This window comes from Reyranella soli (assembly GCF_007992495.1).
In the GTDB taxonomy this organism is placed as follows: Bacteria; Pseudomonadota; Alphaproteobacteria; order Reyranellales; family Reyranellaceae; genus Reyranella; species Reyranella soli.
This window is the reverse complement of the sequence record NZ_BKAJ01000151.1, coordinates 1-13,592: the sequence shown is the minus strand read 5'-3', so window position 1 is coordinate 13,592 and position 13,592 is coordinate 1. Positions and strand designations below refer to the sequence as shown.

15 protein-coding genes are annotated in these 13,592 nt (G+C 65.0%); 7 read left to right on the top strand and 8 right to left on the bottom strand.

What is annotated here, in order from left to right; translation table 11 throughout:
- Positions 1 to 6: 6 nt before the first annotated feature.
- Complete coding sequence (gene leuC / locus RSO01_RS36320; RefSeq protein WP_147155501.1) at positions 7 to 1,416, bottom strand: 3-isopropylmalate dehydratase large subunit; 1,410 nt, start codon at positions 1,414 to 1,416, stop codon at positions 7 to 9.
- A gap of 92 nt (positions 1,417 to 1,508) precedes the next feature.
- On the opposite strand from leuC, the gene RSO01_RS36315 reads away from it, so the two are divergent.
- Positions 1,509 to 2,330 carry a helix-turn-helix transcriptional regulator gene (locus RSO01_RS36315; RefSeq protein WP_147155500.1) on the top strand — a complete coding sequence of 274 codons (822 nt, stop codon included), beginning with the start codon at positions 1,509 to 1,511 and terminating at the stop codon, positions 2,328 to 2,330.
- Here the strand turns inward: RSO01_RS36315 and RSO01_RS36310 are convergent.
- Entirely contained in the window at positions 2,320 to 3,336 is a 1,017-nt protein-coding gene (locus RSO01_RS36310; protein WP_147155499.1) for an OmpA family protein, read from the bottom strand. The two genes, RSO01_RS36315 and RSO01_RS36310, sit on opposite strands and share 11 nt — an antisense overlap.
- Positions 3,337 to 3,349: 13 nt before the next feature.
- Positions 3,350 to 4,333, bottom strand: coding sequence for a D-2-hydroxyacid dehydrogenase (locus RSO01_RS36305; RefSeq protein WP_218037564.1), 984 nt, complete (start codon positions 4,331 to 4,333; stop codon positions 3,350 to 3,352).
- Between RSO01_RS36305 and RSO01_RS36300 the strand changes: the two genes are divergently transcribed.
- A complete protein-coding gene (locus RSO01_RS36300; protein ID WP_170303627.1) occupies positions 4,311 to 5,108 on the top strand; it encodes a 4'-phosphopantetheinyl transferase family protein in 798 nt (265 codons plus the stop codon). The two genes, RSO01_RS36305 and RSO01_RS36300, sit on opposite strands and share 23 nt — an antisense overlap.
- A gap of 161 nt (positions 5,109 to 5,269) precedes the next feature.
- Positions 5,270 to 5,401, top strand: coding sequence for a hypothetical protein (locus RSO01_RS49590; protein ID WP_281291583.1), 132 nt, complete (start codon positions 5,270 to 5,272; stop codon positions 5,399 to 5,401).
- A 15-nt stretch (positions 5,402 to 5,416) separates the two neighbouring features.
- On the opposite strand, the gene RSO01_RS36295 is transcribed toward RSO01_RS49590, so the two are convergent.
- Entirely contained in the window at positions 5,417 to 6,352 is a 936-nt protein-coding gene (locus RSO01_RS36295; RefSeq protein ID WP_147155497.1) for a 2-hydroxyacid dehydrogenase, read from the bottom strand.
- 113 nt (positions 6,353 to 6,465) lie between these two features.
- On the opposite strand from RSO01_RS36295, the gene purB reads away from it, so the two are divergent.
- Entirely contained in the window at positions 6,466 to 7,881 is a 1,416-nt protein-coding gene (gene purB / locus RSO01_RS36290) for an adenylosuccinate lyase (protein ID WP_147155496.1), read from the top strand.
- Between the two features lie 18 nt (positions 7,882 to 7,899).
- Here the strand turns inward: purB and RSO01_RS36285 are convergent, their stop codons facing one another.
- Positions 7,900 to 9,504, bottom strand: a complete 1,605-nt coding sequence (locus RSO01_RS36285) for an amidase (RefSeq protein WP_147155495.1) — start codon at positions 9,502 to 9,504, stop codon at positions 7,900 to 7,902.
- 48 nt (positions 9,505 to 9,552) lie between these two features.
- On the opposite strand from RSO01_RS36285, the gene RSO01_RS36280 reads away from it, so the two are divergent.
- The 3 genes from RSO01_RS36280 to RSO01_RS36270 all read left to right on the top strand — a co-directional run bounded on the left by RSO01_RS36280 (position 9,553) and on the right by RSO01_RS36270 (position 11,946).
- Positions 9,553 to 11,094, top strand: coding sequence for an MFS transporter (locus RSO01_RS36280; protein ID WP_246159057.1), 1,542 nt, complete (start codon positions 9,553 to 9,555; stop codon positions 11,092 to 11,094).
- 144 nt (positions 11,095 to 11,238) lie between these two features.
- The gene (locus tag RSO01_RS36275) at positions 11,239 to 11,634 is read left to right on the top strand and encodes a hypothetical protein (protein WP_147155494.1); all 396 of its coding nucleotides are present in this window, start codon (positions 11,239 to 11,241) and stop codon (positions 11,632 to 11,634) included.
- A gap of 90 nt (positions 11,635 to 11,724) precedes the next feature.
- A complete protein-coding gene (locus RSO01_RS36270) occupies positions 11,725 to 11,946 on the top strand; it encodes a hypothetical protein (protein ID WP_147155493.1) in 222 nt (73 codons plus the stop codon).
- Here the strand turns inward: RSO01_RS36270 and RSO01_RS36265 are convergent.
- The 3 genes from RSO01_RS36265 to RSO01_RS36255 all read right to left on the bottom strand — a co-directional run bounded on the left by RSO01_RS36265 (position 11,943) and on the right by RSO01_RS36255 (position 13,137).
- Positions 11,943 to 12,194, bottom strand: a complete 252-nt coding sequence (locus RSO01_RS36265; protein ID WP_147155492.1) for a hypothetical protein — start codon at positions 12,192 to 12,194, stop codon at positions 11,943 to 11,945. The genes RSO01_RS36270 and RSO01_RS36265 overlap by 4 nt on opposite strands.
- A 139-nt stretch (positions 12,195 to 12,333) precedes the next feature.
- A complete protein-coding gene (locus RSO01_RS36260) occupies positions 12,334 to 12,798 on the bottom strand; it encodes a DUF2147 domain-containing protein (protein ID WP_147155491.1) in 465 nt (154 codons plus the stop codon).
- A 27-nt stretch (positions 12,799 to 12,825) separates the two neighbouring features.
- Entirely contained in the window at positions 12,826 to 13,137 is a 312-nt protein-coding gene (locus RSO01_RS36255; RefSeq protein ID WP_147155490.1) for a hypothetical protein, read from the bottom strand.
- Positions 13,138 to 13,592: the final 455 nt, after the last annotated feature.

Genomic DNA, 13,592 nt, shown 5'->3' with positions numbered 1-13,592 from the left:
GCCCTCCTATCTCATCAGCTCGCGCACGTCGGCCAGGCGGCCGGTGACGGCGGCGGCCGCGGCCATCGCCGGGCTCATCAGGTGGGTCCGCCCGCCATAGCCCTGCCGGCCTTCGAAGTTGCGGTTCGAGGTCGAGGCGCAGCGTTCGCCCGGCTTCAGGCGATCATCGTTCATGGCCAGGCACATCGAGCAGCCCGCCTCGCGCCATTCGAAGCCGGCATCGCGGAAGATGCGATCGAGCCCCTCCTCCTCGGCCTGTCGCTTGATAAGGCCGGAGCCCGGCACGATCAGCGCCTCGACGTGATCGGCCTTGCGGCGGCCGCGCACGACGGCTGCTGCCGCCCGCAGGTCCTCGATCCGACTGTTGGTGCACGAGCCGATGAAGGCCTTGTCGATGCGGATGTCCGTCGTCTTCATGCCGGCTTGGAGGCCCATGTAGGCGAGGCTGCGTTCCATGGCGGTCCGCCTGCTGTCGTCGGCTTCGTCCGCCGGGTCGGGCACCGAGGCGCCGATCGATACGACGTCCTGCGGGCTGGTGCCCCAGGTGACCTGCGGCGCGATGCCGGCCGCATCCAGCGCCACCTCGCAGTCATAGGCAGCCCCCGGGTCCGAGGGCAGCGTCCTCCAGCCGGCGACGGCCTGGTCCCAGGCGTCGGCCGGCGGCGCCTGCGGCCGGCCCTTGAGATAGTCGAAGGTCACGTCGTCCGGCGCGATCAGCCCGGCGCGCGCGCCCGCTTCGATCGACATGTTGGACACGGTCATCCGGCCTTCCATGCCGAGGCTGCGGATCGCCGAGCCGGCATACTCGATAACATGGCCCGTGCCGCCCGCCGTGCCGATGACGCCGATCAGCGCCAGGATCAGGTCCTTGGCCGTGACGCCGAACGAGAGCGCGCCATCGACCGTGACTCGCATGTTCTGCGAGCGCCGCGCGATCAGGGTCTGCGTCGCCAGCACATGCTCGACTTCCGAGGTGCCGATGCCGAAGGCCAGCGCGCCAAAGGCACCGTGCGTCGCGGTGTGGCTGTCACCGCACACCACTGTCATGCCGGGCTGAGTGTAGCCCTGTTCCGGGCCGATGACGTGCACGATGCCCTGGCGAATGTCGGTCATCGAGAAGTACGGGATGCCGAATTCGCGCACGTTGCGCTCCAAGGTCTCGACCTGGTGGCGCGACAACGGATCGGCGATGCCGGCGCTGCGATCCGTGGTCGGCACATTGTGGTCGGCGACGGCGATGGTGGCGAGCGGCCGGCGCACCTTGCGCCCCGCTGCGCGCAGGCCTTCGAACGCCTGCGGGCTCGTCACCTCGAGGACGAGATGGCAGTCGATGTAGAGCAGCACCGTGCCGTCGCCCTGCTCCTCGACGACGTGGCTGTCCCAGATCTTGTCGTACAGCGTGCGCGGTCCGCTCATGGCTTGCTCTCCAGCATGGTGCCTAGGAGCAAAACGTAGCCGGACATTTAGACTGGTAACAGGAGGGCATTTATCCTGGTATAAATACTGCCATGGCAGCCCTGCCCCCGACGAAGCGGCGCGAACTCGGCGATTTCCTGCGCGCCCACCGCGCCCGCCTGTCGCCGGCAAGCCTCGGCCTGCCCGCCATCGGCCGCCGCCGCACGCCCGGGCTCCGGCGCGAGGAAGTGGCGCAGGCCTGCGGCATGAGCCCCACCTGGTACACGTGGCTGGAGCAGGGCCGCGACATCGCCGCCTCCCCGCCCGCCCTGTCGGCCTTGGCGCGCGCGCTGCAGCTCACGCCGGCCGAGCGCGCCTATCTCTTCGAACTGGCCGACCGGCGCGATCCCAATCTGTCGGGCTCGACGGACAAGGAAGGCATGGACGTTCCGCCCGCGCTCGCCCGCGCCATCGCGGCGATCGACGGTCCCGCCTATCTGCTTGATTCGCTGTGGAACGCCCGGGCCTGGAACCGGCCCGCCGCAGCCTTGTTCGTCGGCTGGCTCGACGAGGCCAGCGATCGCAACCTGCTGCGCTACGTCTTCTTGAGCCCGGTCGCCCGAAAGATCATCCCCGACTGGCAGGCACGGGCCCGTCGCGTGCTGGCTGAGTTCCGCGCCGACTCCAGCCGACATCTCGAGGACGCCGAGCTGCAGACGCTGGTCGAGGATCTGCGTGGCCGAAGCGCGCTCTTCGCCCAGTGCTGGACCGAGCATGCCGTGGTCGACCGCACCGGCGGCGAGCGCATCTTCGACCATCCGCGCGAGGGCCGCCTGCGCTATCAGCAGATTGCCTTCGCGCTGGCCAATCGCCCGGACTTCAAGCTGGTGATGCTCGTGCCCGAAGCGCCACGCAAGCGGCGCGCTACTGCTTGACGATTTCGACCCGCCGGTTCTTGCTGCGCCCGGCCTCGTCGTCGTTCGGGGCTACGGGAGCGATCAAGCCGGCGCCGGCTGGCTTCAGCCGGTCCGCCGCGATGCCGTTCTGGACCAGCTGATCGACCACCGACTTCGCGCGGCGCTGTGACAGCCCCATATTGTAGTCGAAGCCGCCGGCATTGTCGGTGTGTCCGACGATATAGACTTTCAGATCGGGTTGGCCCTTCAGCAGCTTGACGATCTCGGCGAGCGACGGCGCGGACTCCGGCTTGAGGTCGGCCTTGTCGGTGTCGAAGTAGAGCCCGTAGAGCGCGACCCGACCGGTCGTGGCGATGTCCTTCGCCATCTTCGCGGCATCGACTGTCACCATCTTCGTTTCCATGGGCTTGTCCTCGACGACGTCGAGGAGCACAGCCACGCGATCCTTGGTCTCCGGAAAGGCGGTGCCGCGATCCACGGCAACGTACAGGGAGACGACGATCGGGCCTTCGGGGCGCGCCAAGGTCGCGGTGAGGTAATGCGGCTCGGCCGGAACGTTGAAGGCGACCTTGCTCAGCTCGTTGTTCTGCAATGCCCCGGTCGGCGGATAGAGCACCCGGTAGAGTTCCGCCCCGAACGACTCGCACTGCTCCTCGCCGGAGCATTTGTAGAGGATGGAGAAGCCCTTGGCGGTGAGCTCGTTCTCGTAGTTGCGGAACACTTCCAGCGAGCTGCGCTGCGGCGGCGCCAGGTAGAGCAGCCGGGTGTGACGCCCCTCCAACGTCCGCACTGCGTCCGCCGTAGGCTGTCCGTTGTCGCCCAGGCTGAGCTTGCCGACGACGATCTTGGCCGCGTCGAACGGCCGGCTGTCGTAGCCGATGAGGCGAGACCCTTCGTAACGCTTGATCAGCGGGAAGTCGCGGGCGCCGGCCGCTTCCTGCTGTGCGGCGACCGCCGCAGACAGAAGAACAGTGGCAGCCAGCGCGACGGCTGCGGCGAGACGATTGCGCTCGATTGCGGGCATCTTGCCTCCTCCCTCAGAACCAGGATGACTTGTCGACCTCGTTACGCAGCGGCTGCCCGGCGGCGAAAGCGCGGCAGTTGTCTGTCATGATTTCGAACCGACGCTCGTCGAGATATGGCCCGTGTCCCGCCATGTGCGGTGTCAGCAACACGTTCGGCAATCCCCACAGCGGATGCTCGCTCGGCAGTGGCTCCTGCTCATAGACGTCGAGGGCAGCGCCGGCAATCTCGCCAGCCTGCAGCGCCGCGACCAGGTCGTCCAGCCTGGTCGTCATGCCGCGGCCGATGTTGATGAAGAACGCCGTCCGCTTCATGCGCTGGAAGCGGGCGCGGTTGAAGAAACCTTCGGTTGCCGGCGTGTGCGGCACCGTCAGGATCACGAAATCCGCGCGCGGCAGCAGGTCGTCCAGGGCAGCCGGCGGATGCAGCTCGGCCACCCCGTCAGGCACCGCCGTTCGGCGGGCATCGGTTGCCAGCACGGTCACACCGAATGCCGCGAGCAGTCGCGCCGCCTCGGCGCCGATGCCGCCGACGCCGACGACCAGGGCCGTCGCTTCGGGCAGATGCACGACATCGCCGGTTTCCAGCGGGCTCTTCTTCCACTCGCGGCGCAGCTGCTGGGGAATGAACACGTGCAGCCCGCGGGCAAAAGCCAGCACGAAGGCCAGGATGTGGGCGCCGATATGATCGTTGAAGATCTCACGGAAGTTGGTCACGCGCACGGTGTGGCTGACCAGCTCGGGATAATAGTAGCCGGCCGCCGGCGCCGCCTGGGGCGCCTGCAGCCAGCGCAAGTTCCTGGCCTTTGCCAGGAGGTCCTTGCCGAGCCAGCCGAACGCGGCTTCTGCGTCGACGATCTCGTGCGCAGCGGCATCTGCGTTCTCGGCAACGACCACACGAACCTCCGGCACCGCTTCCGCCAGGCGCTTTGCCCAACCGCGAGTCGTCTCGGTCTGTGGCGGCAGCATGACGAACTTGAAGGAATTCCTGCTGGTCACGGTTGTTCCTCTTCCTTCACAGGGGCAGACGGAGTGTAGCACGGCCCTTTACGGCCTGGCTCAATCGATGGAGGATCGAGATGTGCATTCGTCGCAAAACAGTCCGGAGCAGATGCTGACCTCCATGTTGGGCCCCGGAATCGCCGTCGAAGTGGCGGCACCGACTGTCGTGGAGAACCAACTCTTTCCTGACGAGCAGCAGCACATCGTGCGTGCCGTCGCCAAGCGGCAGGCGGAATTCGGCACGGCTCGCGTCTGCGCCCGGCGAGCGCTCGCTCGGATTGGAATGGCGCCCTGCTCGCTGGTTCCTCATCAGGACCGGTCTCCCCGCTGGCCGCCCGGCGTCAGAGGCAGCATCTCGCATACGCAGGGCTGCTGTGCCGTGGCGCTGACCCGTTCGCCCGACGTGACCGGTCTTGGCATCGACATCGAAGAGGATACCCCGTTGCAGCGCGAGCTCGTGCCGGCAATCTGCACCCCGGAGGAGCAGCAATGGATTGGTCGCTTTGGCGAGGATGCGAGAGGTTGGCTCGGCAAGCTGCTCTTCAGCGCCAAGGAGGCTTTCTACAAGTGCCAGTATCCCGTGACGCGCACGGTCATCGACTTTCATGACGTCCAACTGAGCGTGGACCTGGCTGCCGGGGAGTTTTCCGTCGCCAAGGTCAGGCCCAACGGTTCATCGTGGGATCATGTTCGACATGTAGCGGGGAAGTTCCGACGGGGATCTCGCTTCATCGTTACGACTGCTGTCCTGGCTGCCACGTCGAAGCCCTAGGCCTGCCCGTCGACCCAAACGAGGCCGCCCACCCGACTTGCGCTGAAAACGACAGGCTTGGCGCCTGGTTTTGATGCCTGGGCGACGCACGCGGGCAGTGCGCAAGCGACCGGCCCGACGGCCCGGCCAGCGCGACGATCGAGACACGCTTTGACACGCTGTTGCGCATTCTCTCGACCGACCTGCCGCTCGAGCAGGCAGTGTCGGAAAAGCTGGTTCGCATCGAGGGCTCCATCGTGGCCGCGCGCGGCCTGCTGCGGATGTTCGATCTCAGCGATCGGCGGCGCGCCTGAAGCAACTGCCGCGCCTCAGTACCCCAGCGTGACGTCGACTTCCTGCAGGAGGCGTCCTCCGGCCTTGAGGCTACGCAGGTTCGCGGCAACCTCGGTCACCAGCTGGTCGACGGTCGGCCGCCGCGCCACGTGCGGCATCACCGTCACCTTGGGATGAAGCCAAAGCGGGCTTTCCGGCGGCAGCGGCTCGGGCCAGAGCGCGTCCAACGCGGCATATGACAATTGTCCCGAATCGAGCGCGGCAATCAGATCCTTTTCGACCACGTGCTTGCCGCGCCCGACATTCACCAGCATGGCTCCTCTCGGCATCATGGCAAATGTGCGCGCGCAGAATATGCCCTCGGTTTCCGCCGTCAGCGGCAACAGGCAGACGGCGATATCCGTCTGGCCGAGAAAGGCTGCCAGCTGATCGCGGCCATGGAAGATGGGGACCTCTGCGGCCTGACGCGGCGAGCGGACCCACGCGGAGACCTCGAAGCCCAGCGACTTCAGAACCAGTGCCGGTGCCGTGGCCATCATGCCGAAGCCCAGAAAACCGACGCGCCTTTGCTCCGGCCGGACGATCGGTACCCGGCGCCATTCCTTCTTCGCCTGGGCGGCCTGATAGCCGGGCATATCGCGATGGAAACGCAGGACGTGCATGATGATGTATTCCGTCATCATCGGATCGCCGCCCGGCGGTTCCACCTTGCCGAGCGGGACTTTCGGCAGCTTCGGATGCCGGGCGAAAGACTCCACGCCGGCCGAACGGCTGAACATGGCTTTCAGATTGGGGAAGGCCGGAAGCTGGTCGAAATCCGGATGCATGAAGGCGAGGTATTCGATGTCCTTCACCTCGCCCACATCGGGCCAGAAGCGAATCGGCAGATCGGGCACCTGTTCCTTGAATGAGTCACGGAAGGCCTGGGCACTGCCGATGACCTTGTCCAGGTTGACGATGAGTAGTGCCATGCAGCCTCCCGGGCGACGCCGGAGGCGACGCTTCCACGTTCAAAATGATAGAGGAGAAGACCGATCAACCCAAACCTATGACTTGGGCCCCGTAAGCCGCTAGATTCGATACCATGTTGCTTGAACCATTGACTGCAGTTTCCTCCGTCGACGGCCGCTATCGTGCGACCGCCGCGGCGCTCGCCGGGTATTTCAGTGAATATGCACTGTTGAAAAAACGCGTCATCGTCGAATGCGCGTATCTGCGTCTTCTTTCGAGCGCCCGGGGTATCGACATGATGCGCGCCCTCACCGAGCGGGAGCTCGAGCTCCTGCGCGCCCTTGCCGATATCTCGATAGAGGATGCGCACATCATCAAGGCGATCGAGCGCGAGGGCTATCAGGGAATTCCCGCCACCAACCACGACGTGAAGGCCGTCGAGTATTTCATCAAGCTCAAGCTCAAGGGAACGAGCCTCGAGGATGTGCTCGAATGGGTGCACTTCGCCCTAACGTCGGAAGACGTGAACAGCGTCGCGCATGGCCTCGCGCTGCGCGATGCGATCGAGGAAGTGATGCTTCCGGCGCTCGAAGGGGTGCAGAAGGAGATCATCGCGCTCGCACGCGCACATGCCGCAACGCCGATGCTAGCACGCACGCACGGGCAGCCGGCGACGCCGACGACCTTCGGCAAGGAAATGAACGTCTTCGCCAAGCGCCTCGAGCGGCAAGTGGATACGCTCAAGCACAGCGCCATCCTGGTCAAATGGGGTGGTCCCTCGGCCAACTACAACGCACAGATGGTCGCCTTGCCCCAGGCCGAATGGCTCGGTCTCGCCCGCGCGTTCGTCAAATCGCTGAGCGCGCAAGGCATGGCAAGGAAGGGACACTTCGTCCGGCTCGAGCTGAACGAGGTCAGCACCCAGATAGAACCTCACGATACGTACGCCGAGATGTTCGACAATCTCCGGCGCATCAATACGATCCTGCTCGATCTCTCGCAGGATATGTGGCGCTACATCTCGGACGGATGGGTCACGCAGAAGCCGAAAGAGGGCGAAGTGGGCTCCTCCGCCATGCCGCACAAGGTGAACCCGATCGACTTCGAGAACGCGGAGGGGAATTTCGGCGTTGCCAACGCGCTGTTCGAACATCTCTCCCGGAAGCTTCCGGTCTCGCGACTGCAGCGCGATCTCTCCGATTCGACGGTCGAACGGACGTTCGGCACCGCGTTCGCCCACTCCCTTATCGGCTATCAGTCGCTCGTTCGCGGATTCGGGAAAGTAGGCGTGAACGAGACGGCGCTCCGCGAGGCCCTCGCCGCGCATCCGGAGGTGCTTGCCGAGGCGATACAGACGGTCCTGCGCGTTGAGAACGTGGAAATGCCGTACGAAAAGCTGAAGGCACTTACGCGCGGCAGAGCGGTGAGCATGGCGGACCTCGCCGCATTCATCGACGGGCTCGACATCCGTCCCGAGCTCAAAGCCAAGCTCCTTGCGCTCACCCCCGAGACCTACACGGGTCTCGCCAGCCAACTTGCGCAAGAGTAGGGATGGCGGGCCGCCGCTCTAAAGCACTGGCGGCACGAAGCCGCCGAACGCCTGCTCCAAGAGCCGCGCGAACTGGATCGTAGTAGGATCTTCGAGGTAGGGCCCGATGATCTGCACGCCAATCGGCAGCCCGGTCTCCGTGCGTCCGATCGGCGCCACGGTCGCTGGCAGTCCGGCGCCGGTGGCGGGAGCGGCCCAGACGATGTTGTTGACATAGGGTTGGCTCTGGCCGTCGACGTCGAGGCGCCGAGTGGTGATGTCGGAATGATCGTGCTTGAAGGCCACGGTCGGCATCGTCGGGCAGAGCACGACATCCCATTGCTTGAACAGCGTCGCCCATTGGCGCTGCAGCCTGGTGCGAGCACCGTTCGCCGCCTGCCAGTCGCGCCAGCCGACATTGGCACCGCACACGAAGATCGCATCGAGGTCCTGGTTGTCGGGCCCCATGTTCGCCGCAAGCGAGCGCATCTGCTCGTAGTACTGGGGCTGACGGCCTTGGGTCAGCACCGGGCCGAGCAGGCGCATGTAGTTGCGGGTCGCCTCGGTGAGATCGGGCAGCAACGGGCTTTGCCGCGCCACCGAGACACCTTCCTTGCCGAGGCGATCAGCCAGCTGCGCCAGCGCCGTGCGGATCGCCGCGGCGGTTGGGCACAGCGGATGCGTGTCGACCACCAGCACGCGGAAATCGCGCAGCGCGCGATGGCGCGGCCGCGGCAGCACCAATCGCCAGCCGACGCCGTCGCGCTGCTCGTCAGGTCCGGCAATCACGTCGAGCGCGAGCGCCAGATCCTGCGCGCTGCGCGCCATCGGCCCAACCACCGCCAAGCCGTCGCCGGCCGACGGCAGCGCCGGCTGTCTGGGGAAGGTGTGGCCGCGCATCGCTACGATGCCGTAGGTCGGCTTGTGAGCGAACACGCCGCAATAGTGCGCCGGCGTGCGCAGCGAGCCGCCGATGTCCGAGCCGGCCTCGAGTGCCACGTAGCCGGCCGCCAGCGCGGCCGCTGAGCCGCCCGATGAGCCACCCGGTGTCCGTTCGATGTCGTAGGGATTGTTGGTGGTGCCATAGATCGGATTCGTCGACTGCCAGTCATCGAGCGCCACCGGCACGTTGGTCTTGCCGATGATGACAGCGCCGGCGGCTTTCAGCCGTTCGACCACGACGGCATCCTCTGATGGCCGCCAGTCCTTGAAGACGGGGATGCCCCAGGTCGTCGGCAGGTCCGCAACGTTGTAGGCTTCCTTCACGGTCATCGGCAGGCCGAGCAACGGCCGCTGCTCGCCACGCGCCAGCGCCTGGTCGGCAGCGATCGCTGCCCGGCGCGCCCGATCGTAATCGCGCACCACGACGGCATTGATGTGTTTGTCGAGCCTATCGATGCGCGCAATGGCCTGGTCGAGCAGCTCAACCGACGAGACTCGGCGGGCAGCGAGGTCAGCCACTTGCTCGCCAGCGGTGCGGTACCACTTGCCGCCGTCGGGTTGGGGTGGGGCTGGCGGCGTCACAGCAGTGGCCGTCTGAGCGAATGCGTGAGTCGCCGTTGCGGCGTACGCCGCGGTGACCCCTGCCAGGAAGGCGCGGCGGCGAGGCGCGCCGCACGAGGGCTTGACCGAAGATCCGTTCATCGAAGTCTCTCCCCTGCCTGATTCCGAATATAGCACGACGCGCGTAACTTGCGCCTTTCGACAAATCCGATAGGCTTGATTGTGGGGGCGTACAGCATTCCAATGAAGGCTTCGAGCGCAGGCCGGTGGGCCGTTCTGGCGATCGTGTCGAGCGCTGTCTTTCTCATCGTCGTAGATATGACGGTGCTGCATACCGCGCTTCCGACCCTGACCCGCGATCTCGGCGCCAGCACCTCCCAGAAGCTCTGGATCATCAACACCTATTCGCTTGTGGTGGCGGGGCTTCTGCCCGGCTGCGGCACGTTGGGCGACAAGGTCGGGCACAAGCGCATGCTCGTTGTCGGCCTCTGCCTCTTCGGCCTGGCCTCGCTGGCGGCAGCCTTTTCACCCTCGCCCGTCGCGCTCATCGGTGCCCGCGCACTCCTGGCGGTCGGCGCAGCCTCGATGATGCCGGCTACGCTGTCGATCATTCGACTGACCTTCAGCGACGAGAAGGAATGCTCCCTGGCAATCGGCGTGTGGAGCGCAATCGCCTCCGGCGGCTCGGCCGTCGGGCCGCTGATCGGCGGCGTCCTGCTCGAATATTTCTGGTGGGGTTCGGTCTTCCTGATCAACGTTCCCGTCGTCGTGTCGGCGCTTGTCGCCGCCCTTACCCTCATTCCTTCCGACGCGGGCAGAAGCGAGACGAGCTGGGATCTGCCAGGGTCGCTGCTGATCCTGATCGGCCTTATTGGCCTCGCCTATGCGATCGAGGGGATTGCCCAGGCGGCCTCCCTGCCAGCCGCGGCAGCGGCGGCGGTGCTCGGTACCGGCGCCCTCGCCTGGTTTGCGTGGCGACAGCGGGCGAGCGTCACGCCGCTGATCGATTTCAGCCTGTTCCGGGATCGGGGCTTCACGATCGCCGTCCTGACGGCGCTCGCCTCGGCCTTCTGCATCATCGGCATAGCGCTGCTCCTGAGCCAACGTCTGCAACTCGTGCTGGGTCTCTCTCCGCTGCAGGCTGCGCTGTTCATGCTGCCGAGCTCTGCGATGGCTTTCGTCGGCGGCCCGCTCGCGGGCTGGCTGATCCCGCGCTACGGCGCCGACCGCGTGCTCACCGCCGCGCTTGTCATCGGCGGCTGCGGATTGGCCGGCCTGTTTTTCTCGGCCCACGCCGGGGCAGCGCCACAGCTCATTTGCCTGGCTGCGTTCGGCCTGGGCGTCGGCGCCTCGATCGCGGGGGCGTCGCACGCCATCATGAGCCATGCCTCCGCCGAGCGAGCCGGCATGGCCGCCTCGATCGAAGAAGTCTCCATCGAGCTCGGCGGGGCGATCGGCGTCACGGTGCTGGGTAGCGTTCTCGCAGGGGTATACGCGCTGGCTCTCGTCCTGCCTGCACAGGGAAACTTTCCGCCGGCGGCGCGAAACGGGATCGATCAGGCGCTGGTGGTCGCGCAAACCTTGCCAGCCGACGTCGCGCGCCCGTTCATCCTGTCGGTGCATCAGGCGTTCGACGCCGCCTATTTCACAGCACTCGCCATCGCGGCCGCACTTTTGTTCGTGCTGGCCGTCGTGGGATGGCGAACGAGAGCCGCCGCACGGGCGACTTAGAGCGACGCCGGAACCTCTGAAGACGTCAAAGCGGCGCAACGCGCACAACAAGCGGAGGCCGAGCCAAAGACGTAGCCAGGTTGCAGCCTTATGCGGCCGTGGCGCGTTAGCACATCGGGCAGGTTCTGCCGTTGGGGGCGCACAATGACGCTGACCAGGTTTTTCATCGCAGCGGTCGTTCTTGGTTCGGCTTCTGGATGCACTTATTCCAGCACAACTTCGACCGTGCCGCTTTCGGCCCATCGTCCGATCGTCGAGCAAGCTTGCGCGGACTATGGCTTCAGGGCAGGCACCGACTCCTACAGTCGCTGCGCTTCGGGGGAGTCCGCGGCGCGGACGCTTGATCGCGTGCCAGTCACCTACAATTCGATGAACCTGACCATCGACGCCCAAAATGCCTGCTACTCCTATGGCCTCGCATCCGGCAGCGAGACATATGATCGGTGTGTGAACCGCGAGATCGAGGCTCGCCGCTATCGTGAAGCAGCCGTCGTGCCGGCGTCCTCAGCCCCCTACCCTGCCCCCGGCACGGCGAGATGAGCTTCCAGCTCCTACATTCGACAGTATCGCGTCCACATCTGCTGTAGGCGCCGCTCGATCGAGGGCGGCGACCAATTTCAGGAGGCTTCAATGTCCAATGCGCCCGCAAATCATGACTCGAGCCCACAGGATGTTGAACGCAACGAAGTGCTGAACGCCATTGGTAGCAAGTGGAGCAAATTCTCCAAGCATGAACTTTCCATGCTCAAGACCAACGACGAGCTCGTTAGCCAGATCGTAAGCAAATACGGACTGGAAAGGCCTACCGCTCAGCGTGAGGTTCACACTCTGATGGCGGGCCGGAATCTCTAAACGCGAGCCGCACCACATCTTGAAGGCCCGGCCTCCGCTTGGTTGTCGAGCCCGCGGCGCAGCGCGTGACCGTGGTGCTGCGTGCCGAGCTGCGCCAATTCGGCATTTGTCAGCTGAAGGATCTTGGACTGCGCCTCGCTGGAGACTGCGCCCTGCTGCGGCCCCGCGCCCCCTTCGTTGTCCCATCTCGAAAGCGCCATCTGCCACTCTCGTAAAGAGGTTGCGGAACCCGATTCTATCTCGGACATGGACGGCCTCCTGACGCGTTGGCTTGAACACCCAGTTGAGAGATAGGCCTGCTTGACCAACGGGCAAGCGATTATTGTCTTGGGCACAAACAGAATGGCTGAATTTCATCGCCATTCTCGGCACTGCGTCTCGGCTCTCTCAGCACCATCCGTCCGATGTGCCATGAGCAACCCGACTCAGAATTTTGGTTTCACCGACGAACGAGGTCCCAGAATAGAAGCGCGCCAAAAGGGCGTCGGAAGATGTAACTTCCATCTTGACGTTGTATGTCTTGCCGCTGTCCGGATAGTAGAACCAACCATCCTCCCAGTGGTTGGGGCCACTCGCTCGCAGGTCCCGAATGACCGTCAGCCCGCACAGTTGGCGCTGCCGCAGCGCCGGATCGGGGTTCCTCGTGTCACGCTTGAGCTGTCCCTGGGAGTCGCGCGGGGCCTGCAGCCAAAGAATTCGGCCACACAGCAGGGTGTTGCAGTCGAAGAGCTGCACTGCTGCCTCTCCGTTGACGAGCCAGATACCTTCTGGGGCCTCTGCCGACGCCGTGTGTGCCTGCGCGATGCAGGCCATGGCGGAAGCGACCAGGAGAGCCAGACTTTTGAGTTTCATGAGTCTCCTGCCAGCGTCGCCGCTCAACTAGGGAAAGGCAAAGGTAACCTGCGGGCTGGAGCGTGTTCCGCCGTAGTTGCGGTAGTAATCGCCATTGGATCCGTAGCCGTAGCGAGTCGGATAGTAGCCGGATCCGCTTGGATAGGAGCTGTTCGCGGGATAGCTGTAGGCGGACGGATAGCTATAGGCCGACGGATAGCTGTAGCCGGACGGATAGCTGTAGGTGGACGGATAGCTGTAGCCTTGCGAGTAACCAGAGCGCGGCGCATATGGGTCGCCACAACCGGCGACTGCCACGGCAACCGTGCCTATCGCGACAATGTAAGTCAGATGTCTCATGGGAATCTCCTTTACGACTGACGCGCGTATAGCGCGGCCGACGATCATGGGAAGAAGAAACGCGCAAACAGGATGGAGGGTCCGAGCCAGCCGCGCGGGGTTGACCGTCGGTCCAGCAAGGCGCGTGCAATACCAATAGCTGGGCCGTCTCATCGAGCATTCAATTCACGTCTGCGTGCTTCATTCACGGCTGTCTTAGCCGTGCGCCATCGACCTCCGATGATGGCGGGCGCTCCGCTTGGGTCGTGACCACAAGGACAGGTAGGCCTTTCAGACTCAACATCGCCGCCAATGCATTGGTTGCACGAGCTCCGGCAAAACCACCGGCGATATGAACCGCCGCAAAGGCCACCTTTTCAAACCGCGACGCCCTGCTCTTCGCCGACATCGGCGTTGGCGCTCGGCCGCCTCGAGGCGGTCAAAGGCCATGAGCAGGTTGCCCACCCGGCTGGCCA

Bases quoted from the DNA above. Each gene is read 5' to 3' on its own strand.
- RSO01_RS36265 (WP_147155492.1), bottom strand. From the start codon at position 12,194: ATGTCCGAGATAGAATCGGGTTCCGCAACCTCTTTACGAGAGTGGCAG.
- RSO01_RS36285 (WP_147155495.1), bottom strand. From the start codon at position 9,504: ATGAACGGATCTTCGGTCAAGCCCTCGTGCGGCGCGCCTCGCCGCCGC.
- RSO01_RS36255 (WP_147155490.1), bottom strand. From the start codon at position 13,137: ATGAGACATCTGACTTACATTGTCGCGATAGGCACGGTTGCCGTGGCA.
- RSO01_RS36260 (WP_147155491.1), bottom strand. From the start codon at position 12,798: ATGAAACTCAAAAGTCTGGCTCTCCTGGTCGCTTCCGCCATGGCCTGC.
- purB (WP_147155496.1), top strand. From the start codon at position 6,466: ATGTTGCTTGAACCATTGACTGCAGTTTCCTCCGTCGACGGCCGCTAT.
- RSO01_RS36295 (WP_147155497.1), bottom strand. From the start codon at position 6,352: ATGGCACTACTCATCGTCAACCTGGACAAGGTCATCGGCAGTGCCCAG.
- RSO01_RS36270 (WP_147155493.1), top strand. From the start codon at position 11,725: ATGTCCAATGCGCCCGCAAATCATGACTCGAGCCCACAGGATGTTGAA.
- RSO01_RS36310 (WP_147155499.1), bottom strand. From the start codon at position 3,336: ATGCCCGCAATCGAGCGCAATCGTCTCGCCGCAGCCGTCGCGCTGGCT.
- RSO01_RS36315 (WP_147155500.1), top strand. From the start codon at position 1,509: ATGGCAGCCCTGCCCCCGACGAAGCGGCGCGAACTCGGCGATTTCCTG.
- leuC (WP_147155501.1), bottom strand. From the start codon at position 1,416: ATGAGCGGACCGCGCACGCTGTACGACAAGATCTGGGACAGCCACGTC.
- RSO01_RS36275 (WP_147155494.1), top strand. From the start codon at position 11,239: ATGACGCTGACCAGGTTTTTCATCGCAGCGGTCGTTCTTGGTTCGGCT.